Below are 19,872 nucleotides of genomic sequence, written 5' to 3' on the forward strand. Positions count from 1 at the left end.
TCACCCGATCGACTCGATCGCAACGACCACATCACCGTCGACGGCGACGTTGACCCGATCGGTGCGGTAGTCCATCGTGATGGCGAGCGGCTCACCGTCCTGCATGACGACCCGGGTCTCGAAACCGAGCCCCTTCGCTTCGGCGCTGAACTCCTCGACCGACAGGCCGATGAGGGCTTCGAACGGCTCGATGTCGACGGGGTCACCGTCGATCGGTTCGCCGGTCTCGCCGGGTACGGTCTCGGCCGGGGGCAGCGACTCGGGCGGAGCCACCGGCTCGGCGCCGTCGCCGATACCGCCGTCACCCTCGACCGGCATCGGCGGATCGACCAGTTCGGTCGGCTCCGCCTGGATCAGGAGCTCGTCGGTCACGGCAGGGGCGGTGTGCCAGCCACCGTCGCTGTCGATGAACCGGTACGCCGGGAGCAACCACACGGTGCCGTCGGCGTCCCACGCCCACCACAGGTCGGGCTGCACGTCGACGAGCGTCACGACGACCGGCTCGGTCGGTGTCATCGGGTCGACCGGCATTGGCTCGTCGACCGGCATCGGCTCGTCCGACGGCGGTGCCTCGTCGGCCGGCGGCTCCTCGGCCCCACCGGTGTCGTCGGCGAACGACTCGGCGGGGTCGGTGGCGTCGGCGGGCTCGGGCTCCGCCGCGACCTCGCTGACCGCGATGTCGGTCTCGGCGATCGCCACGTCGCTACCGAAGCCGCCGTAGAAGCCATCGCCCAGGCGGGCAACGGCCGTCTCGATGTCGACGAGCGGGTACGGCCCGACGGCCTGCGTCGGGGCGAGCGTGCCGCCGGCGTACTGGAGGACACCTTCGGCACCGAAGCCGAAGTGCCACGAGCGGGTGGCCGCCCGCTCGTCGGTCCGATCGGACACGTCGATGCTGGCGAACCAGTCGTCGGCGTACGTGTCGAACCGGAGCCCGTCAGTGTCGACGCCGAGCGCTGTCAGCAGGTCGCGCACACGCTGTTCGGCCTCGTCGCCGGTCAGCACGCCGGTGGGCGGCGTCGGCTCGGGGCAGTCGCTGGTCTCGTTGCCATCGGCGTCGACCGACACGGCACACGGCTCGTCGTAGACCGCGTCACCCCAGGCGGCGCTGTAGTTCCAGTTCTGCTGGGCGTCCTCGTAGACCCACACGCTCGGAGCGGACCCGTCGTCAGGCCCCACTCGCCAGCTGACGCCGTAGCCCTCGTCGATCTTCACGACCTCACCGGTCACACCGAGCGCCGCAGCGATCCCTGCGACCTGGTCCTCGGTGACCGCAACGCCGGTGTCGAACACGTAGCCGACGTCGTTGGTGGGCAGCGCCGGCATGCCGTCGCCGATCACGAACTCCGCGATCCACTGTGCCATCCGGATCTCACCGGCGGGGACGTCTCCTGCCGCCGACGCGTCGGCGGTGGCGACGGCACCACCCCCGCCGCCGTTGACGACCTGGATCGGCGTCGGTGCTCGCATGCCGTCGGCCACGGGATCGGACGTGTCGGTCGGGGCACCGACGGGCGAGCTGTCGCCGCCGTCAGCACCACAAGCTGCCAGGATCAGGACGGCCGCGAGAGCGGGCGCCCAGCGTGAGGGATGTCGCTTCATGCGTTTTGGACGCCTCGCCGATCGAATCGGTTCCCGTTCCGGGAAGAAAATTCAGCTGCGGTCGAACAGGGCGGAGACGAACTCGTTCGGGTCGAACGGGATCAGGTCACCCACCTGCTCACCCAACCCGACGAGCTTGACCGGAATGCCCATCTCGGTCTCGATCGCGAACACGATGCCGCCCTTGGCCGAGCCGTCGAGCTTGGTGAGCACGACACCGGTGACGTCGGTCGCCTCACGGAACTCGCGAGCCTGCGCCAGACCGTTCTGGCCGGTCGTGGCATCGATGACCAGGAGGGTCTCGGTCACGACGCCGGAGCCCTTCTCGGCCACTCGCCGCACCTTCTTCAGCTCTTCCATGAGGTTCGTCTTGGTGTGCAGACGTCCCGCCGTGTCGGCCAGGACGAGGTCGATCTGCTTCGACGCCGCCCGCTGCACACCGTCGAAGATCACCGACGAGGGATCGCTGCCCTCGGCGCCGCGTACGAACTCGGTGTTCGACCGCTCGGCCCAGGTGGCGAGCTGCTCGGCAGCGGCAGCACGGAACGTGTCGCCGGCAGCCAGGAGCAGCGTGCGGCCCGCGTCGGTCTGCTGCCGAGCGACCTTGCCGATCGTCGTCGTCTTGCCGACGCCGTTCACGCCCACGAACATCCAGATGTTGGGTGCGCCCGGCTCGAGCTCGTCGAACCGGAGGGTCCGGTCGGAGCCCTGCAGCCGCTCGACCATGTCGGCCTGCAGCGCGTCGAGCAGGGCGGACGGCTCGTCGATCTCACCGCTCTTCACACGGGCCTTGAGGTCGTCGAGCAGCGAGTCGGTCACGCCGAGACCCACGTCGGCTCGCAGCAGCGCCTCTTCGAGTTCGTCCCAGGTCTCGTCGGTGATCGACGTCCGGCCGAGCACCCCGGCGAAGGCCCCGGAGAAGGCCGATCGGGCCTTCGCGAGCCGGTCGCGCAACGACGCCGGCTTGACCGGTTCCGGCTGCGGCTCGGGTTCGGGCTCGACCCGCGGCTCGGCCTCGACCGTGGTCGTGTCGACCGCGGTGTCACGGGTCGGCGGTGGAACCGTCGGAGTCGGCCGTGGCGGCGCCTCGACCCCCTGCGATTGCCGACGCCCCAGGACGACGACGCCGATGCCGAACACCATGACGGCGACGGCGAGGATGAGAAAGATCCAGTACCACTCCATATCGACGACGACGCTATCTGGCGCTCAGCAGGCCCGACGTTGGCCTAGTCTCACGATGTGGGAGCCGTACCGAAGACCTCGAACGCGCAGGACCCGCGTTATACGTGGGATCCCGACGTCGAGACCTCGGCCCTCGCCCGGGCGTTGCGTGCACCGCTGCGGGTCTTCGGTGTCGGGGTCAACCGGCACGAGGGCGTCGTCACTCGCAAGGTCCGGCAACCGTTCAAGCAGCTCGTCCCCGATGCCGGTGTCGTGCCCGGTTTCGGGAGTCCACCGACGAATGCCACGTGGGTCTACCTCGACGATGCCGAACTGCCGGTCGGATGGGCCGGCCGGCCCCCGCCCAAGGCCCCGAACGTCGGTGACCGGGTCCGGCTCCACGTCAGCCCGATGACCGGCGCGCTCGTGCGCACCAAGGTCCTGAAGTCCGGCTGACCACGCCGGCCGGTCGACGTCGTCTCAGGCGCGTCCGGTGGCGGTGGCGGCCTTCTCGGTGACCACCTTGGACGAACCACCCGGCTGCATCGACACGCCGAGCAGCGAGTCGCCGGCTTCCATCGTGCGCTTCTGGTGCGACACGACCAACAGCTGTGCATCCTTGCGGAACTCGGCGATCAGGCCGAGGAATCGGTGCAGGTTGACATCGTCGAGCGCCGCCTCGACCTCGTCCATCACGTAGAACGGCGACGGGCGACTGCGGAACACGGCGAACAGGAACGCGAGCGCGGTGAGGCTGCGCTCGCCACCCGACAGCAACGACAGCTTCTTGACGTTCTTGCCGCTCGGCTTGGCTTCGACCTCGATGCCCGTGTTGAGCAGGTCGTCGGGAACGGTCAGTTTGAGCGCACCGGCACCACCGGGGAACAGCGTGCCGAACAGCGCCGTGAAGTTCATGCTCACATCGGCGAACGCACCGGCGAACACGTTCTGGATCTCCTGGTCGACGGCCTTGATGACCCGACTGAGATCCCGACGCGTGGATCGCACGTCTTCGAGTTGCTCCTCGAGGAACGTGTGTCGCTGCTGCAGCTCGTTGAACTCCTCGAGTGCGAGCGGGTTGATCGGCCCCAGCAGGCGGAGCTCACGGTCGAGTTCCCGGACACGACCCGCCGCCGACGCACCCTCGGGGAGTTCCGGCTGCTCGGCCTGCTCGGCGACCTGCGGCTCGATGTCGAGGTCTCGACGCAACGTCTCGATGGCGGTCTCGAGCCGGAGCTTGGCCTCGGCCTCTTCGATCTCGGAGCGGTGCGACTTCTGGCGGGTCTCGTCGAGCCGACGTTCGGATTCGCCGCGCGTGCGTCGCGCCGTCTCGAGCGCCGTGGTCAGCCCGCGAACCTGGTCGCTCTGCCGGCGCCGCTGCTCGACCAACTGGTCGTGTTCGACCTCGATCACCGCACGGTGTGCCTGCACCAACCCGTCGAGGCGTCCGATCGCGGTCAGCGACCGTTGGATCTGCTCACGCCGGTCGGCGGCCTGGGCACGAGCCTCCTGGTCGGCTTCGAGGCGGCGCTCGTTCTCCGCGATGCGTGACTCGAGGAACTGTTGCCGTTCGTTGAGCCCGGCGTTGCGAACCTCCAGCTCACGGCGGCGACCGGCCAGCGCACCGGCTCGCGCTTCGAGTTCGGCCCGGGCTTCTCCCCGTGCCTTCGCCGCTTCGGCTTCGGCTTGCTCGTCGGCGTCGAGCGAGGGCAGCATCGCTTCGAGCTCGGCGATCCGTGCCCGCTCCTGCTCGATGTGCCCGGAGAGTTCGGCGACCGACCGGTCGAGCCCCTCGAGTTCGGCCTGGAACTCGCGCCGTTGCCCGAGCGCCCTCGACAAGCCCTCGGATGCCGCGGTGAACCGGGCGTCGTTCTGGTCGAGTTGACGGGTCAGGTCGCGCTCGGTCGACCGACACTGTTCGAGCTCGGCTTTCGCGGCGGCCAACGCCGACTGCGCTTCGGCGAGCCGGGTCGTCGCCGCCTCGGCCTGCTCGGTGGCATCGGTCAGGGCCGACGCCGTGGCACCGCCGGAGGCGGCACCGACCCGCCACCCCGTGGCGGCGAACCGGTCGCCGCTCGGCGTGACGACGATGGCATCGGGGTGTGCGAGCGCCGCATCGACGGCGGCGCCGACATTCGGGACCCGCACGGCCCGACCGACGAGCGCGGCGAGCAGGCCGCCCAGGTCGGCTCGTGTGGATCGCACGTGCGGGAGGACCGCTTCGCCGACCGGCGGCGGGTTCTGCGTGCCGGCGGCGGCACCGGCGGCCAACACCGCCCCGCTCGTGTTGGACTCGTCGAGCGCGGCGAGTGCCCGCTGGGCCGATGCCGAGCCGTCGACGACCACGGCGGTCAGCGCTTCACCCAGCGCCGCCTCGACCGACTCCTGCCAGCCGTCGTCGATGTCGACGAGTTCGAGCAGCGTGCCGAGCACACCCTCGACGTCGGCGAGCCGCTCGGCGCCGGCGCGCTCGCGGGCCGCATCGAGTGCGAGTTGCAGCGCTTCGACCCGCGCCGCACTCCTCGACGCCTGCTCGGAGGCATCCTGTCGCTCGGTGGTGCACCGCTCGAGCGCCGCCTCGGTGGTTATGCGAGCCTGCTCGGCGGCCTCGATCCGGGTGACGAGTGGCGTCTCGACCGCTTCGGCCTCGGCGCACGTCGCCCGCAAGCGCTCCGACTCGGCGGTCAACGCCTCGAGCTTGGTGCGCAGGTCGTCGGCGCGGGTGGTGGTGCGCTGGAAGTCCTGTTCGTTGCGCTGGAGCCCGCCGCGAACCGACCGCAGCTCGCCCCGGACCTCGGCTGCGGCACTGGCCGCCTTCGCCCCGCCGTCGTCGGCCGAGAGCGCCTCGGTGACGCGCCGGCGCTCGATTCGGAATGCTTCTTCGTCGGCTGCCAACGCCTCGCCGTCGGGAGCGACCTGCTCGAGCGCGGCGAGGACCTCTTCGAGTTCGGCTCGGAAGCGGGCGCCGTCGGCCTCGAGGTTCGCGACGACACCGGCATCGATCAACTGGCCGTGATCACGTTCGAGCGACCGCTTGCGTTCGGCGAGCATGCCCGACAATCCGCGAGCCCGCTCACGGAGCTGCTCGACCTGCATCAAGCGGTCGCCGAGGTCGCTGGCGCCACGGGCCGACAGGTCGGCTTCGAGCGACATGATCTCGGTGTCGAGCTTGGCCAGCTGCGACTTGAGCTCGGCGTCGATCCGGACCGCTTCGACACGATCGGTGGCGATCGCTTCGAGCTTGCGGCGCAACGCGGTGATGTCTCGTCCGGCGACGTACACCTTGAGGGCGTGCAGCTCGACGACGAGTTCTTCGTGGCGGCGGGCCGCTTCGGCCTGACGTTCGAGCGGACGCAGCTGGCGTCGCACCTCGCGCAACAGGTCTTGCAAGCGGAGCAGGTTGGCCTCGGTGGCGTCGAGGCGACGCTCGGCCTTCTCCTTGCGCTTGCGGTACTTGAGGACGCCGGCCGCCTCCTCGATGATGCCGCGACGGTCTTCTGGCCGGGCGTTGAGCACGGCGTCGATCTGTCCCTGGCTGACGATCACGTGCTGCTGACGCCCGACACCGGCGTCGGAGAGCAACTCCTGGATGTCGAGCAGGCGGCACGGCACGCCATTGATGGCGTACTCGCTGTCGCCGCTCCGGAACAGGATGCGCGTGATCGTCACCTCGTTGAACTCGACGGGCAACAGCCCGGCGGAGTTGTCGAGGGTGAGGCTCACCTCGGCTCGACCGAGGGCGGGGCGCTTCTCGGTACCGGCGAAGATGACGTCGTCCATCTTCTGGGAGCGGACCGACTTCGGTGCCTGCGCGCCGAGGACCCAGGCGATCGCATCGACGACGTTCGACTTGCCCGAACCGTTCGGGCCGACGACGACGGTGACCCCCGGTTCGAGGGACATGACCGTCGAATCGGCGAACGACTTGAAGCCTTTGAGGGTGAGACTCTTCAGGAACACGGTGGCCCAGAAACTACTCCGCTCGCCGCCACTCCCCCACCATCTCGCGAGATCCCCCCGAGCGTCGACATCGCTCCCCGAACCGCCGGACCACCCCACTCCACCACCCACATGCTCGAACCGCGTCACCGAGGCGTGCACCAGAGAGCCGCGCAACAAGCCCGCTGAGCGGGTCAGCGCTGGCAGCGGGGGCAGAAGTGGGTGGACCGCTGAGCGGAGACGGTCTGGCGGATCCAACCCACGCCGCAGGTGCGGCAACGTTCGCCGGCGCGCCCGTACACGTGATGCGCGTCCTGGTACGAGCCGCGCTCACCCAGCAGATCGACGTACTGGGCGTCGCCGAGCGTCGAACCTCCGGCGGCGATCGCCTCGTCGAGGATGCGGTGGATGGCGGCGTGGAGTCGCCGCTCGGACGTGAGCGACAGTTCGTCGGAGATCCGGTCGGGCCGGAGCCGGGCCTCGTGGAGGATCTCGTCGGCATAGATGTTGCCGATGCCGGCGATGACGTGCTGGTCGAGCAGCAGCGGTTTCAGCAGGCGCCGGCGGGAACGCAGCACCTGCCGGAGGTCACGCAGCGTCAACCCATCGGAGATCGGATCGGGACCGAGTCGGGCGAGATCGGGGATCTCGACGGCGACGTTGGTCGGGTCGAACACCACGACCTCACCGAACGTGCGGGGATCGACGAACCACAGTTCGTTGCCGTCGTCGAGGTGCATCACGACGTGGGTGTGTGCCGGACGTTCGGTGCCGGCCGCTGCGACCAGCACCTGACCGCTCATCCGGAGGTGGATCATCACCTCGTCGCCCGAATCGAGCGGCAGCAGCAGGTACTTGCCGCGTCGGTTGGCGGCGATGATCGTGGTGCCGGTCAACCCGTGGATCACCGCTTCGCGCGACGTGCGTCGCACGGTGCGTTCGCGGCCCACGTCGACGCCGTTCACCCGGCGGCCGACGGCGAAACGTTCGAGCCCGCGTCGTACGGTCTCGACCTCGGGGAGTTCAGGCATCGCGGTCGGCAGCAGCGAGGAGCGACTCGAACGCCGCGCTCGCGGCCGCCTGCTCGGCCGCCTTCTTGGAGCGACCTTCGCCCTCGCCGATCAGCTCCTTCGCGACGAGCACCCGGGCGAAAAACCGCTTGTCGTGATCGGGGCCGGTCGATCGCACCTTGTAGTCGGGCGGCATCCGTCCTTCGTGGGCGAGCCGTTCTTGGAGTGCCGACTTGTAGTCGAGGGTGTCGAGGGTGTCGATGGCGGCGTCGAGTCGCGGCACGAACAACCGGCGCACCAGCTCGAACGCCGCCTCGGTCCCCGCGTCGAGGTACACCGCGCCGAGCACGGCCTCCATCGCATCGGACAGGATCGAGACCTTCTTGCGTCCCCCGGCTGCGTCTTCGCCGCGCCCGAGGAGCAGATGTGCGCCGAGGTCGAGTTCGAGCGCGACCTCGGCGAGCGCGTGTGCGTTGACCACGCTCTTGCGCAGGTCGGTCAACGCTCCTTCGGCGAGGTCGGCGTACTGCCGGAAGACCAGATCGGCGATGACCCAGCCGAGGACGGCGTCACCGAGGAACTCGAGCCGTTCGTTGCTGTGGAGGTCGCCGGACTCGGCCACCCATGATCGGTGGCACATCGCCCGCCGGAGCAATTCGGGGTCGTTGAACTCGTGACCCAAGCGCTGTTCCAGCGCAGCGAGACTCACGTATCAGCTGCCCGTGCGTTCGTGGACGTAGTCGACGGCATCGCGCACCGTCTTGAGGTCTTCGAGGTCTTCGTCCTCGATGCGGAACCCGACCGTGCGGTCGCTGAGCTCTTCTTCGAGCGACTCGACGAGTTCGATCAGCGCGAGCGAGTCGGCTTCGAGGTCGTCGGCGAAGGACTGTCCCTCGGAGATGGTCGACGGGTCGATCTCGAGGATGTCGGCCAGACGGTCGCGGACGATCTCGAAGATCTCGTCGCGCTCGATCGGGCCCTGGTTCACATGAGTTTCTGCAGGCACCCCATCAGGTTACCCGGCCGCCGCCGGGGCGGGTGGGGAACGCTCTCACCGATGCGGCCGCAGGGCTATGGTCACCCCCGATGAACGAGCAGGAACCGACGGGCACCTCGCTGATACGGCCCGAGCTGAGGTCGATCGTGCGGCTCGCTGTCTCGATGGCGGTCGTCGCCGCGATCGCCGCCCAACTCCAGTTCCTCGCCGACAACGACCTCTTGCGAACGGTCAACTTCTTCAGCTTCTTCACGATCGACAGCAACATCCTGGCGGCGCTGGTGTTCGTGGGGCTCGAGTTCGACCGCTCGTCACCGATCGGCCGGGTGGCTCGCCGATGCCGCGGTGCCGCCACGCTCTACATGACGATGACGGGCATCATCTACGCCGTCCTGCTGGCGCCGATCGCGGCCGACGTCAGCACGCAGCTCGACTGGGTGAACGCCGTGCTGCACATCATCGTGCCGATCTGGGCGATCGCCGATTGGGTGACCAATCCCCCGGCGCCGGCTCCCGATCGTCGCACGGTGCTCTGGTGGCTGTCGTTCCCGGTCGCCTGGCTGACATACACGGTGATCCGCGGCAACATCGTCGACTGGTATCCGTATCCGTTCCTCGACCCACGCGAGGACGTCGAGCACGCCGCCGGAAGCTGGCCGGTCGTGATCATCACGACGCTGGTCCTGACGGCCGCCGTGGTCGGCCTCGGCCTCGGCCTCGCCTGGATCGCCCGCCGACGCGTCGCGTCGATCGCCGCCGGCTGATCGTCAACACGCGGCGCCGAGATGCCGGGCCGCCAGTTGCACGCGGCGGTCGGGGCCGGTGAGAATCGGGTCGTGCGCACCGAGCCCATCTCCACCGTCATGACCACCTCGATCGTCTCGATCGACCGTGACCAACCCCTGTCCGAGGCATACCACGCCCTCCAGGGTGCGTCGTACCACCACATCCCGGTCCTCGAGAACGATCGTCCCGTCGGCATGCTGTCGTCGACCGACATTCTCCGACTCGTGTACGACGTCGAAGGCTCGAGCGACAAAATGCTCACCTCGATGCTCGATCATCAGTTCACCATCGATGATGCGATGTCCGACGATCTCGTCACGCTGACCGAGTCGGCCACGGTGCACGACGCCGCCGAGGCACTCGCCGATGGCAAGCGTCACTCCGTGCTCGTGCTCGGAGCCGACGGCGCGCTGGTGGGCATCGTGACGACCACCGACCTCGTGCGCTTCCTCCGAGACCTCTGAGGTGACGGACCGGCGACCGGTCAGTCGGCCAGTCCGACGCTGATCGTCACCGACGAGCGGCCTTGCGGGTACCAGACCCGGACGTGGTCCTGGTTCACGGCGAACACGACGCCGCCATCGCGGCGGACCCAGATGAATTCGCCGGCGCCGCAGCACTCCTGCGCGAACGTCTCGATGCCGGGCCACTGTTGCGACTCGTCGACCAACTCACCGGTGAGCGTGTCGATCAGCTCCCAGCCGTCGCTCGTGTCGTTGGTGATGATGGCGAAGCCGTCGCCGACCGCCGAGGCACCCCGCAGGCCCGACCGCTGCCAGAGCGTCTCGCCGGTCGCCGAGTCGATGCCGAACAGGTTGCCGTCGACGCATCCTGAGTCCGACTGCTCCCGGCAAGCGTTCATCACCGTCACCGCGCCGCTGACGTCGGAGAGGAACCCTTCCCGGCGGATGTCGAGCAGGTCGGGCCGTGACCAGACCACCTCGCCGAGGGCGTTGTGGCCCTCCCAGCCCCGCTCGTCGAACGCGGGCACGGCCCGAACCGGAATCGACGCGAGGATCGTCGCGTCGTCGGACTGCCAGGCGCCGTCGATCCAGACGCCGCGGACGGCCGACTGCCGTCCGTCGATTCGCTGCAGGATCCGGAACGCTCCACGCCCCTCGTCGATCACCTCGAAGACGTGCTGGAACGCCGGGATGCCGAGGTTCGGTGGGAACTCGATCTCTGCGATCGTCCCGGTCCGGAGGTCGAGCACAGCCAACCGGTCGTCGGCCGTGGTGATCCGATCATCGCTCGGGCCGAACACCGTGAACGGGCCGTCGACGATGAATGCGTCGAGGCCGGCTGGAACACCGATCGAGTCGCGGTCGAGTCCCGTGTCCAGAGCGAACGTGTGCCAGGTCGGCGCGGCGTCACCGCTGCTGGGCGCGTACTCACCGATCGTCACCTCGTCGGCGCCGGGTGCGGTCAGCATCGATCCGGCGAAGTTGCCGTCGAAACAGCGACGCCAGCGGACGGATCCGTCGTCGTCGACGACCGAGAGGATGTAGGCGTTCGTGTTCTCGCCGTCGTACGGCCGGGCCAGCACGGCGGTGCCGCCGTCGACTCGACCGACGGCGACGTTCACGGCCGCGGGCGCAGCCTGGTCGTTCGCTTGGAACGCCGGCAGGACGATGTCGAGCCCGGGAACCGCTCCGAGTGGCCCGAACCGGTCGAGGCCGGCATCGGCGGCCGGGGCATCGCCGCTGCCGATTCGATCGACACAGGTCGGCGTCCAACGGTCGTCCACCGCAGCTTCCGGCACGGTGCCGTCGGGATCGGTGGTCGGTGGCGCGGTCGGCGACGTCGTGGTCGGTGACGAGGTGTCGGTCGGCGCCGGCTCGGTCGTGTCGGGGTTGTCGGGTTCGACACCGGTGATCTGCGACTCCAGCACGTCGAGCGACGACAGGTCGAGGAAGGTCGGCGTCTCGATCACACCCCTGGCCGGACCACCACCGCAGGCGACGAACCATCCCTCGATGTCCGGTGTCCAGCCCGACGGAACGCCGTCATGCTCCGTCAGGAAGGCGATCACCTCGAGCCCGTCGAACCTGACCGGATCGGCGAGCGGGTCGTCTTCTCCGCGAACCGCCCACTGCGATGCTGTCTCGAACCAGGCGACGACAGCTGACGGGTCGCCGGAGAGCACGCGTGCCGACGACAGCGTGACGGTGGTGAGCCCGAGATCACCCAGGTCGGCGGGCGCCGAGCCGTCGGCCCGAACAGCGCTGCTGAGTTCGGCACGGACGAGCACGTCGTTCCTGGCGACGAGCTCCTCCAGATCGGCGGCGGGCTGGTAGTCGTAGGTCGGCAGACCGCTGCGCAGGAGATCGACGATCGCGTCGAGGTCCGACGCGTCGGCACACTCCGTGGCGACGGCGTCGGTCGCCGGTTGATCGATCGGGGTGACGCCGTCGTCGTCGCGGAGTTGCGTGACGACGACCAGCCCGCCGACCAGCGCGACGAACGAGGCCGCGGCAGCCAGGTACCAGCCGCGACCGCGGCGCATGGCCACCACGTTCGAACCGGCGCTGCCGCCGGTCTCGGCGCGGCGGACGATGTCGGCCCACTGATCGGGGGCGTCGACGGCATCGAACCGCTCAAGGCCGAGTCGGTCGTTCTGATCGGACGTGCTCATGACTGGTCCTCGCCTTCGAGAATCTCCCGTGCCCGGGCGGTCGCCCGGTGCAGCCTGACCCGCAACGTGCCGGCAGGGATGCCGAGCACCGGGGCCAACTCCCGCGGCTTCCAACCGCCCACGTGGCACAGCACGATCAGTTCACGATCGTCGTGTGACAGCGCGGAGAGCCGTTGCAGGAGGAGTTGGATGTCCTCGTCGTCACCGCCGCCGGCGGCGGATCGCCGGTCGTCCAGCGGGTCGCCGCTCGTTCGTCCTCGCTGCTTCAGCTCGCCACGAGCGATCGCGAAGGCGCTCTTCCACACCCACGCCGCCACGTCGTCGATCCGGTCGCCACGACGGAGGGCCTGGGCGAACGCTTCGGCGACCGCGTCGTCGGCCAGCGGTCGTGAGCCAGTCAAGGCGAACACCGAGCGCCAGAGGCGTGCGTGATCGGCTTCGTACACACGACGTACCCGTTCGACCGCGAGGTCCACCTGCATGACATCTGAGTCCATCACCGGTCAAGGGAGCGACGACGGCAATTCGTTACCGGTTCGAGCAAAGTTTCTCGGACGGCGATGTGCCGTTCAGTCGGACTCGTGGTGGACGTGGGCGCGCTGACCGTCGCGGTCGCAGATCATGATGAGTTCGGCCGGCCGGTCGATGGCGGTCATCGCATGGGGCGTCATCGTGCCGAACTCGGCCGCCTCACCGGTCTCGATCACCACCTCACGGTCGCCGAGGTACAGCAGAACGCGGCCCTCGATGACCACGAACCAGTCGTGGCCGGTGTGCACCCGCTGCTCGGGCGGATCCGTCCGGGGCTCGAGCCGCATCTTCATCGCGATCGTGTTGCCGGTCGGGCGGCTGAGCATCCACGTGGTGATGCCCTGGCCGACGGCGTTGGGTGAGGGGCGGATCACGACGTCGTGATCGCCGTCGTCGTCGAGCAGCGCGTCGAGATCGATCTGGAGCGCACGCGCGAGGGGGATGAGCACGTCGAGGCTGATCGTGCGGTTCCCGGTCTCGATCCGGCTGATCGTCGACGCGCTCAGATGGGTCCGGTGCGCGACCTCGTCGAGCGACAGACCCAGCGTGGTACGCAGACTGCGCAATCTCGTGCGCACGACCTGCTCGATGTCGGTGGTCTCGGCCATGGGTCCTCCTCGTTCGGGGCGCATGCAGCTGCATCTTGCGAATACTGCAAGTGCTCTTGCAAACGTTGGAAATCACTCTAACGTCGCCGACATGAGCACCCACACCTCACACAGCCGGTCCGTCGAGCGGGTCTGCGACGTCGCCGTCGTCGGCGGGTCGGCGGCCGGACTCGCGGCCGCCCTCCAACTGGGTCGACAGCGCCGGTCGGTGATCGTGATCGACGCCGGCGAGCCGCGCAACGCCCCCGCCGACCACATGCACAGCTACCTCGGCCACGAGGGCATCCCGCCGGCGGAGTTCGCGGCGATCACCCGTGAGGAGGTCCGCAGCTACGGCGTCGAGGTCCTCCCGGCACGCGCGACCGACGTCACCCGGCTGCCCGACGGAGACTTCCGGGTAGAGCTCACGGGCGGCCACGCGGTGATCGCCCGCCGGGTCCTGGCGGCGACCGGCCTGATCGACGAGCTGCCCGACATCGACGGGCTCGCCGAACACTGGGGCCGCGACGTGATCCACTGCCCGTTCTGCCACGGCTACGAGGTGCGCGACCGACGCATCGTCCAGATCGTGACGCACCCGATGGGGCTGCACACCGCCGGCCTGTACCACCACCTCACCGACCGGCTGACCGTCGTGCTACACGCCGAGGTCGCCCCCGACGCGCCCGAGCTCGCACCGCTGCGGGCGGCGGGCGTTCGGGTCGTCGCAGAACGTGTCGAGCGCATCGTGACCGGCGACGACGGCCGCCTCGCATCGGTCCAGCTCGTCGGCGGCGAGCGAATCGAGGCAGACGCCGTGGCCGTCGGCCCGCGGTTCCGACCCCGGGCCGACGTGTTCGCGTCGATCGGCATCGTGCCGGCGATGCACGTCTCCCGACTCGGGGAGTTCGTCGAGACGTCGCCGGCCGGGCTGACGTCGGTGCCGGGGCTCTACGCCGCCGGGAACGTCACCGACCCCAGTCAGCAGGTGCTCGCGGCAGCGGCCAACGGCAGTTGGGTCGGCGCCATGATCGGCTTCAGCCTGGTCGAGGACGACCTCGCCGCCGCCCGTCGGCCAACGGCGAACCAGGCCGACTGGGATCGACGCTACGGCGGTGAGCGGATGTGGAGCGGGAACGCCAACGGCTCACTCGTCCACGAGGTGACCGGCATGGCCCCGGGGCGAGCGCTCGACATCGGCGCCGGCGAGGGCGGCGACGCGCTCTGGCTCGATGGTCAGGGCTGGCAGGTCACCGCGTCGGACATCTCGCAGCACGGGCTCGACCAGGTCGCCGCCGAGGCGGCCCGTCGGGGTGTGCTCGTCGAGTGTCGCCACGCCGACGCGAATGGCCTCGCCCCGTTCGGTGGCGACACGTTCGACCTCGTGACCGCCCACTACGCCTCGATCCCCCTGACACCGGATGGTCGGGCGATCGACAACATCCTCGGCGCGGTCGCTCCCGGCGGGACGTTGCTCGTCGTCGGACACGACCTCGAACCGATGCGGCGTCCGGTCGACACGAGCCGGCACAGCCGGATGTACGACGCCGACGCCTACGTCACCGTCGACGACGTCGCCGCGGTGATCGTCGATGCGTCGGGCTGGCTCATCGAGGTGCACGAGCGGCGGAGTCGTCCTCCCGGGCACGCTGCTGCGTCACACCACGTCGACGACGTCGTGCTCCGAGCGCGTCGGATCAGCAGCTGACCGGGGGCGGGGCGGGCGACTCAGCCGCCGTCGGCGTCGAGACCGTCGGCGGTCTCGTCGGCCGGCGGGCGGATCGCCGTGGTGATCTCGCCGACCACGTCGGCCTCGACCATCTCACGGGCGACACTGATCGCGTTGACGATCGCCCGTTCGCTCGACGAACCGTGCGAGATGATGCAGACGCCGTCGACGCCGAGCAGCATCGCGCCACCGTAGGTCTCGGGGTCGAGCATCTCGTACAGCGGGAGCAGCGCCGGCATGAGTGCGTCGGCGTGCGGCTTGTACGACGGGTCGGAACCGAACGCGCCGAGCAGTGCGTTGACGATCGTCTTCAAGCCGCCCTCGAGCGTCTTGAGCACGACGTTGCCGGTGAACCCGTCGGTGACGATCACGTCGGCGGTGTCGGACATGACGTCACGACCCTCGACGTTGCCGATGAAGTTCATGGCACCGGCCTCGGCGGCCTCGACGAGCAGCGGGTACGCCTCCTTGCGGAGGGTGTCGCCCTTGCCGGGCTCCTCGCCGATCGACAACAGCCCGATCTTCGGCGAATCGAGACCGAAACGATGCCGGGAGAAGATCGAGCCCATCTGGGCGAATTGCACGAGCAACTCGGCCTGGACCTCGGCGTTGGCTCCCGCGTCGAGCAGCACGGTCGGTGCGCCGTCGGGCACCGGGATGATCGTGGCGATCGCCGGACGCTTGACGCCCTTGATGCGACCCATTCGCAACAGCGCGGATGCCATCGTGGCGCCCGTGTTGCCGGCCGAGATCATGGCCGAGGCCTCGCCGTCGCGCACGGCTTCGGCCGCGCGGACGAGGGTGGAGTCCTTCTTGCGACGGACGGCCTTACCGCCGTCTTCGTCCATCTCGATCACCTCGGACGCGACGATCATCGGCAGATCGCCGATGTCGACGCGTTCAGCGAGGTCGGCAGGCCCGACGAGAACGACGGGCGTACCGGATGCAGCGGCGGCTCGCGCCCCGGCGACGATCGCGTCGGGGGCGTGGTCGCCACCCATTGCGTCGACCGCAATGGGCAACATGCTCAGCGACGTGCTCCGGGTCAGCCGACGTCGATGACGACGCGGCCCTTGTACGTGCCACAGGACGGACACACCACGTGCGGCAACTTGGCGTTGCCGCAGCGGGGGCAGAGGCTGCGGGACGGAGCATCGAGCTTCCAGGCGGACGCCCGGGTGCTACGGCTCTTCGACTTCGACTTCTTCTTCTTGGGAACAGCCACGATGGGACTCCAGCTATCGAGAGATCAAAACGAGTTCGTACGATCGCACGAACGGCTGCGCCAGACTATCGGCGCTTGGCCGCAGAACGAACGTCGCCGACAATCGAGAAGTTCGCGCCCTACTCGTCGAGACGCAGGTCGTCGAGCGCCGCCCAGCGGTCGTCGCGCACCGTGGTGTCGCATTCACAGGTCGCTCGGTTGCGGTCGATCCCACACACCGGACAGATCCCGCCGCAGTCTTCGCGGCACAGCGGACCGTCGGGCAGCTCGATGAGCACGTACTCGCGGACCGGGGGCGCCAGATCGATCTGGTCGCCTTCGATCGGGAAGGCCTCGTCGTCGGAGACATCGTCCTGGTAGATCTCGTCGACGTCGACGATCGCGGTGCCGGTCACGTCGGTGAGGCACCGTCGACACGATGTGGTCCACGGGATCGTGATGTCGCCGCTGACGACGATGCCGTCGATGCTCGACACCGCGTCGAGCGCGACGCCGATCGGACCGGTGATCCGTGGATCGGGCACCCCCAGGTCGGACGCGTCGACCTGCTCGTCGATCCGCCGGGACGAGCCCGGCACACGCAGGAGTTCGCGCGCATTGACGCGCAACGCGTGCAGGGGGTTGGCGGGCATGACGGCTCAGCGATCCTGGTCGAAGAACCCCTTGGTGGGGTCGTCGGCATCTTCGATCTCGTCCATGGAGAGTGCTTCGCTCGCGTTGCCGATCGACAGCTTCTGGCGGCCGGCTCCGACCGTCTTGCCGAGCTTGTCGAGCAGGATCTCGAAGCTCGCGAGGCGCTGGTCGAGGAAGTCCTCGGTCTCGAGTTTGAGGCGGCGGGAATCGGACTCGGCGGTTTCGATGACCTGACGGGCGCGCGATTCGGCGGCGCGGACGACCTCGGTGCGCTGCACCATGCGCTCGGCCTGCACGCGAGCGGCTTCGAGCATCTCGTTGGCCTCGCGCCGCGTCTTGTTGACGAACTCCTGGCGCTCCTTGAGCATCCAGCGGGCCTGCCGGAGTTCGTCGGGCATGCTCGCGAGCGCCCGGTCGAGCAGTTCGACGACCTCGTCACGGTCGATGCGGGGCGACGACGACAGCGGCATGGTGGGCGCGTTGGCGACGATGTCGATGGAGCGACGCAGCCAGGTCTCGGCGTCGCCGACGTAGCCGGTGCCCTCGTTGGGGTCCGGGTACTCGTCGTCGATCTCCTCGTACGCCTCGGGCTCGTCGTAGTGGTCGTCGTATCGGTCGTCGTAGCTCATGGGTTCTGCCTCGCTCGATCGGCGGGAGGGGCGAATCTATCGGCGAGCGCATCGGCAACGGGTGCGGCCACCAGATGACTGATGTCTTCGCCGTGGGCGGCGATCTCGCGGATGAACCGGCTCGACACGTACCCGAGCGCGCTGCGGCAGGGCAGGAACACGGTCCGGATGCCGGTGACCGAATGGTTCATGTGCGCCATCTGCTGCTCGATGTCGAAGTCGTTGGGGTTCCGGAGACCCTTCACCATGAAATCGGCACCGACCTCGGCGGCAGCCTGCACCGCGAGGCCACCGAACGTCCGGACCCGGACCGCCGGTCGGCCCGCGAGGCTGGCCTCGGCCAGCGCGAGGCGCTCATCGGGCGAGAACAGGCCGGATGGTTTCTCGAAGTTGACCAGGACCCCGACGACGACATCGCCGAACAGATCCACCGCCTGATCGACGACGTCGATGTGGCCGAGGTGGAGTGGATCGAAACTGCCGGGGATCAGCACCGTTGCCATGGGTGAGAACACGCTACTGCTGTGAATCGCCCGGTGGGATGATGCCCGGGTCGTCGGCCCGCTCGAAGAACGTCACCCAGCTCCGGCCGTAGCGCTTAGCTCGCTGGGTCACCCAGCCGTCGATCGGCGGGAGTTCCCGACCCGACTCGGCCACGACGAACGGAGCCGCCGTTCGCTCGAGCAGGTCCGGCCACTGGTCGAACCCGTAGGGCGGATCGGCGAGCACGAGATCGGCCTCGATACCGCGGCCGAGCACCATCGCGTCGCCGGGAACAACCCGCGCACGATCGCCCAGATCGAGCGATTCGATGTTGTCGCGCAACGTCCGGAGCGCCGTGCGATCGCGTTCGATGAACGTGCAGTGGGCGGCCCCACGCGACAGCGCCTCGATGCCGAGCGCACCGCTGCCGGCGTACAGGTCGACCACGAGCGCGTCGCGGACGACGTCGAGGCTGCCCAGCGCGTTGAAGGTCGCCTCACGCACCTTGTCGGTCGTGGGCCGTGTGTCGGTGCCCGGAGGCGCTTCGATCCGACGTCCACGCAGTTCACCCGAAACGACTCGCATCCCCGCAGGCTACGGGAGGCTCGGGCGTGGGCATACTGGACACATGCTCGAACCCGCAGCTCAGATCACGTGCATCGACTGTGGCGGCCGGTGCTTCCTGCTCACACCACCTCGCGAAGACGGCGTGTGGCTCGAGGGCGACATGGTCGCCTACCGCTGCGAAGACTGCCTCGACCGGTGGGACCTCGTGCTCGAGGACGACGACGACGCTGCGCGCGGCGACGAAGCCCGACCGTGAACTTCTCGGACTGACGCATAGTTCGCGCCCGGAACGGGCACCCCCCTCGGGACCGGCTCGCATCCTGCGAGCCCTCGAGGAGGAAATTCATGAACCGACGAACCACCACCATCGGCGCATTCGCAGCGGTTGCGAGCGTCATCGCGATCCCGTCGATCGCCATGGGCAACGCCCGACGCGAGTCCGGCAGTCTGAGCGCCATGCAGGCAGCGGAGAATCCGTACATCGCGCAGCTCTCCGGCGCCAACGAAGTACCGGCCGACAGTGGCGACCCCGACGGTTCGGGCGCCGCCACCGTGTCGATCGCCGTGCTCAGCGACACCGAGGCCGAGGCGTGTTGGGATCTGTCGTACAGGGACATCGCCGACCCGTCGGCAGCACACATCCACGAGGAGGCCGCCGGTTCGAACGGCCCCGTCGTCGTCGACCTGGGCACGCCCGGAGCGACGTCGCACACCGGGTGCACCGACCTCGACGTCGATCTCGCCAACCGCATCGTCGCCGGACCCGCCGGGTTCTACGTCAATGTCCACAACAGCGAGTTCCCCGACGGCGCGATCCGCGGCCAGCTCGCCGACGGACCCGACGCAGCCGGATCGGCACACTTCCTGCCGACCTCGCTCCGTGCGTACGACTCCCGCAACGAGACGGCCGCGGCGCTGGCCTCGGGTGAGACCCGCATGGTCAGCCTGGCCGAGGGTGTCGACGGTGACGAGAACGTCGCCATCGCCGTACCGCCGGGCGCCACGGCTGCCATCGTGACCCTGACCGCCACCGAGACCGCCGGTCCCGGGTTCCTGTCGATCTTCAGCGCCGACAGCCCGGAGCCACTGACGAGCAGCTTGAACTACTCGACCGACGGCCTGTCCGTCGCCGTGACCACGCAGGTCGCCGTCGACTCGTCCGGTTCGATCAACGTGCTCGCCGGTGCCGCCGGAACCCACTTCATCGTCGACGTGATCGGCTTCTACTACTGATCACCGACGAGTAGTGATCACCGACGAGTAGTGATCACCGACGAGTAGTGATCACCGACGAGTAGTCACCGACGAGCGGACGATCGTTCGTTCGGTCGCCACATCACACCCGGTCGGGCCTC

At 68.9% G+C, this 19,872-nt stretch carries 21 protein-coding genes; 6 read left to right on the forward strand and 15 right to left on the reverse strand.

Translation table 11 applies throughout. The features are described 5' to 3' along the window. Nucleotides 1–1,602: a hypothetical protein gene (locus R8G01_07020; protein ID MDW3213727.1), complete on the reverse strand. Its 1,602-nt coding sequence runs from the start codon at nucleotides 1,600–1,602 to the stop codon at nucleotides 1–3. A gap of 51 nt (nucleotides 1,603–1,653) precedes the next feature. Beyond that, entirely contained in the window at nucleotides 1,654–2,787 is a 1,134-nt protein-coding gene (gene ftsY / locus R8G01_07025) for a signal recognition particle-docking protein FtsY (GenBank protein ID MDW3213728.1), read from the reverse strand. A 57-nt stretch (nucleotides 2,788–2,844) separates the two neighbouring features. On the opposite strand from ftsY, the gene R8G01_07030 reads away from it, so the two are divergent. Continuing rightward, nucleotides 2,845–3,222: a hypothetical protein gene (locus R8G01_07030; GenBank protein MDW3213729.1), complete on the forward strand. Its 378-nt coding sequence runs from the start codon at nucleotides 2,845–2,847 to the stop codon at nucleotides 3,220–3,222. Nucleotides 3,223–3,246: 24 nt separating this feature from the next. On the opposite strand, the gene smc is transcribed toward R8G01_07030, so the two are convergent. The 4 genes from smc to R8G01_07050 all read right to left on the reverse strand — a co-directional run bounded on the left by smc (nucleotide 3,247) and on the right by R8G01_07050 (nucleotide 8,721). Next, a complete protein-coding gene (gene smc / locus R8G01_07035; GenBank protein ID MDW3213730.1) occupies nucleotides 3,247–6,726 on the reverse strand; it encodes a chromosome segregation protein SMC in 3,480 nt (1,159 codons plus the stop codon). 173 nt (nucleotides 6,727–6,899) lie between these two features. Continuing rightward, complete coding sequence (gene mutM, locus R8G01_07040) at nucleotides 6,900–7,736, reverse strand: bifunctional DNA-formamidopyrimidine glycosylase/DNA-(apurinic or apyrimidinic site) lyase (GenBank protein ID MDW3213731.1); 837 nt, start codon at nucleotides 7,734–7,736, stop codon at nucleotides 6,900–6,902. Continuing rightward, the gene (rnc, locus tag R8G01_07045) at nucleotides 7,729–8,424 is read right to left on the reverse strand and encodes a ribonuclease III (protein MDW3213732.1); all 696 of its coding nucleotides are present in this window, start codon (nucleotides 8,422–8,424) and stop codon (nucleotides 7,729–7,731) included. Before rnc ends, mutM begins: the two co-directional genes overlap by 8 nt. A gap of 3 nt (nucleotides 8,425–8,427) precedes the next feature. Further along, a complete protein-coding gene (locus tag R8G01_07050; protein ID MDW3213733.1) occupies nucleotides 8,428–8,721 on the reverse strand; it encodes a phosphopantetheine-binding protein in 294 nt (97 codons plus the stop codon). Nucleotides 8,722–8,801: 80 nt separating this feature from the next. On the opposite strand from R8G01_07050, the gene R8G01_07055 reads away from it, so the two are divergent. Further along, nucleotides 8,802–9,476 carry a Pr6Pr family membrane protein gene (locus R8G01_07055; GenBank protein ID MDW3213734.1) on the forward strand — a complete coding sequence of 225 codons (675 nt, stop codon included), beginning with the start codon at nucleotides 8,802–8,804 and terminating at the stop codon, nucleotides 9,474–9,476. A 72-nt stretch (nucleotides 9,477–9,548) separates the two neighbouring features. Continuing rightward, complete coding sequence (locus R8G01_07060; GenBank protein ID MDW3213735.1) at nucleotides 9,549–9,962, forward strand: CBS domain-containing protein; 414 nt, start codon at nucleotides 9,549–9,551, stop codon at nucleotides 9,960–9,962. Between the two features lie 20 nt (nucleotides 9,963–9,982). Here the strand turns inward: R8G01_07060 and R8G01_07065 are convergent, their stop codons facing one another. The 3 genes from R8G01_07065 to R8G01_07075 all read right to left on the reverse strand — a co-directional run bounded on the left by R8G01_07065 (nucleotide 9,983) and on the right by R8G01_07075 (nucleotide 13,272). Further along, on the reverse strand, nucleotides 9,983–12,133 hold the full coding sequence (locus R8G01_07065; GenBank protein ID MDW3213736.1) for a hypothetical protein: 2,151 nt from the start codon (nucleotides 12,131–12,133) through the stop codon (nucleotides 9,983–9,985). Further along, entirely contained in the window at nucleotides 12,130–12,615 is a 486-nt protein-coding gene (locus R8G01_07070; protein MDW3213737.1) for a sigma factor-like helix-turn-helix DNA-binding protein, read from the reverse strand. Before R8G01_07070 ends, R8G01_07065 begins: the two co-directional genes overlap by 4 nt. Before the next feature lie 87 nt (nucleotides 12,616–12,702). After that, nucleotides 12,703–13,272 (reverse strand): XRE family transcriptional regulator, encoded by a 570-nt coding sequence (locus R8G01_07075; protein MDW3213738.1) that lies wholly within the window; start codon nucleotides 13,270–13,272, stop codon nucleotides 12,703–12,705. A gap of 91 nt (nucleotides 13,273–13,363) precedes the next feature. On the opposite strand from R8G01_07075, the gene R8G01_07080 reads away from it, so the two are divergent. Continuing rightward, entirely contained in the window at nucleotides 13,364–14,959 is a 1,596-nt protein-coding gene (locus R8G01_07080) for a bifunctional NAD(P)/FAD-dependent oxidoreductase/class I SAM-dependent methyltransferase (GenBank protein MDW3213739.1), read from the forward strand. 20 nt (nucleotides 14,960–14,979) lie between these two features. On the opposite strand, the gene plsX is transcribed toward R8G01_07080, so the two are convergent. The 6 genes from plsX to rsmD all read right to left on the reverse strand — a co-directional run bounded on the left by plsX (nucleotide 14,980) and on the right by rsmD (nucleotide 18,535). Then, nucleotides 14,980–16,005: a phosphate acyltransferase PlsX gene (gene plsX / locus R8G01_07085; GenBank protein MDW3213740.1), complete on the reverse strand. Its 1,026-nt coding sequence runs from the start codon at nucleotides 16,003–16,005 to the stop codon at nucleotides 14,980–14,982. Between the two features lie 20 nt (nucleotides 16,006–16,025). After that, nucleotides 16,026–16,205 carry a 50S ribosomal protein L32 gene (gene rpmF, locus R8G01_07090; GenBank protein MDW3213741.1) on the reverse strand — a complete coding sequence of 60 codons (180 nt, stop codon included), beginning with the start codon at nucleotides 16,203–16,205 and terminating at the stop codon, nucleotides 16,026–16,028. A gap of 119 nt (nucleotides 16,206–16,324) precedes the next feature. After that, nucleotides 16,325–16,837, reverse strand: a complete 513-nt coding sequence (locus R8G01_07095; GenBank protein MDW3213742.1) for a DUF177 domain-containing protein — start codon at nucleotides 16,835–16,837, stop codon at nucleotides 16,325–16,327. 6 nt (nucleotides 16,838–16,843) lie between these two features. Then, the gene (locus tag R8G01_07100) at nucleotides 16,844–17,467 is read right to left on the reverse strand and encodes a hypothetical protein (protein ID MDW3213743.1); all 624 of its coding nucleotides are present in this window, start codon (nucleotides 17,465–17,467) and stop codon (nucleotides 16,844–16,846) included. Next, nucleotides 17,464–17,970: a pantetheine-phosphate adenylyltransferase gene (gene coaD / locus R8G01_07105; protein MDW3213744.1), complete on the reverse strand. Its 507-nt coding sequence runs from the start codon at nucleotides 17,968–17,970 to the stop codon at nucleotides 17,464–17,466. The genes R8G01_07100 and coaD overlap by 4 nt, the downstream gene beginning before the upstream one ends. Nucleotides 17,971–17,983: 13 nt before the next feature. Beyond that, on the reverse strand, nucleotides 17,984–18,535 hold the full coding sequence (gene rsmD / locus R8G01_07110; protein MDW3213745.1) for a 16S rRNA (guanine(966)-N(2))-methyltransferase RsmD: 552 nt from the start codon (nucleotides 18,533–18,535) through the stop codon (nucleotides 17,984–17,986). 43 nt (nucleotides 18,536–18,578) lie between these two features. Here rsmD and R8G01_07115 point away from each other — a divergent pair, with 43 nt between their 5' ends. Then, nucleotides 18,579–18,773, forward strand: coding sequence for a hypothetical protein (locus R8G01_07115; GenBank protein ID MDW3213746.1), 195 nt, complete (start codon nucleotides 18,579–18,581; stop codon nucleotides 18,771–18,773). Between the two features lie 89 nt (nucleotides 18,774–18,862). Next, complete coding sequence (locus R8G01_07120; GenBank protein MDW3213747.1) at nucleotides 18,863–19,750, forward strand: CHRD domain-containing protein; 888 nt, start codon at nucleotides 18,863–18,865, stop codon at nucleotides 19,748–19,750. Nucleotides 19,751–19,872 lie beyond the last annotated feature (122 nt).

It is taken from the genome of Ilumatobacteraceae bacterium (assembly GCA_033344875.1).
GTDB lineage: Bacteria > Actinomycetota > Acidimicrobiia > Acidimicrobiales > Ilumatobacteraceae > Ilumatobacter.

Bases quoted from the DNA above. Each gene is read 5' to 3' on its own strand.
- ftsY (MDW3213728.1), bottom strand. From the start codon at position 2,787: ATGGAGTGGTACTGGATCTTTCTCATCCTCGCCGTCGCCGTCATGGTG.
- R8G01_07065 (MDW3213736.1), bottom strand. From the start codon at position 12,133: ATGAGCACGTCCGATCAGAACGACCGACTCGGCCTTGAGCGGTTCGAT.
- coaD (MDW3213744.1), bottom strand. From the start codon at position 17,970: ATGGCAACGGTGCTGATCCCCGGCAGTTTCGATCCACTCCACCTCGGC.
- R8G01_07070 (MDW3213737.1), bottom strand. From the start codon at position 12,615: ATGCAGGTGGACCTCGCGGTCGAACGGGTACGTCGTGTGTACGAAGCC.
- R8G01_07115 (MDW3213746.1), top strand. From the start codon at position 18,579: ATGCTCGAACCCGCAGCTCAGATCACGTGCATCGACTGTGGCGGCCGG.
- R8G01_07075 (MDW3213738.1), bottom strand. From the start codon at position 13,272: ATGGCCGAGACCACCGACATCGAGCAGGTCGTGCGCACGAGATTGCGC.
- R8G01_07080 (MDW3213739.1), top strand. From the start codon at position 13,364: ATGAGCACCCACACCTCACACAGCCGGTCCGTCGAGCGGGTCTGCGAC.
- R8G01_07120 (MDW3213747.1), top strand. From the start codon at position 18,863: ATGAACCGACGAACCACCACCATCGGCGCATTCGCAGCGGTTGCGAGC.
- R8G01_07020 (MDW3213727.1), bottom strand. From the start codon at position 1,602: ATGAAGCGACATCCCTCACGCTGGGCGCCCGCTCTCGCGGCCGTCCTG.
- R8G01_07095 (MDW3213742.1), bottom strand. From the start codon at position 16,837: ATGCCCGCCAACCCCCTGCACGCGTTGCGCGTCAATGCGCGCGAACTC.
- R8G01_07100 (MDW3213743.1), bottom strand. From the start codon at position 17,467: ATGAGCTACGACGACCGATACGACGACCACTACGACGAGCCCGAGGCG.
- plsX (MDW3213740.1), bottom strand. From the start codon at position 16,005: ATGTTGCCCATTGCGGTCGACGCAATGGGTGGCGACCACGCCCCCGAC.
- rsmD (MDW3213745.1), bottom strand. From the start codon at position 18,535: ATGCGAGTCGTTTCGGGTGAACTGCGTGGACGTCGGATCGAAGCGCCT.
- R8G01_07055 (MDW3213734.1), top strand. From the start codon at position 8,802: ATGAACGAGCAGGAACCGACGGGCACCTCGCTGATACGGCCCGAGCTG.
- mutM (MDW3213731.1), bottom strand. From the start codon at position 7,736: ATGCCTGAACTCCCCGAGGTCGAGACCGTACGACGCGGGCTCGAACGT.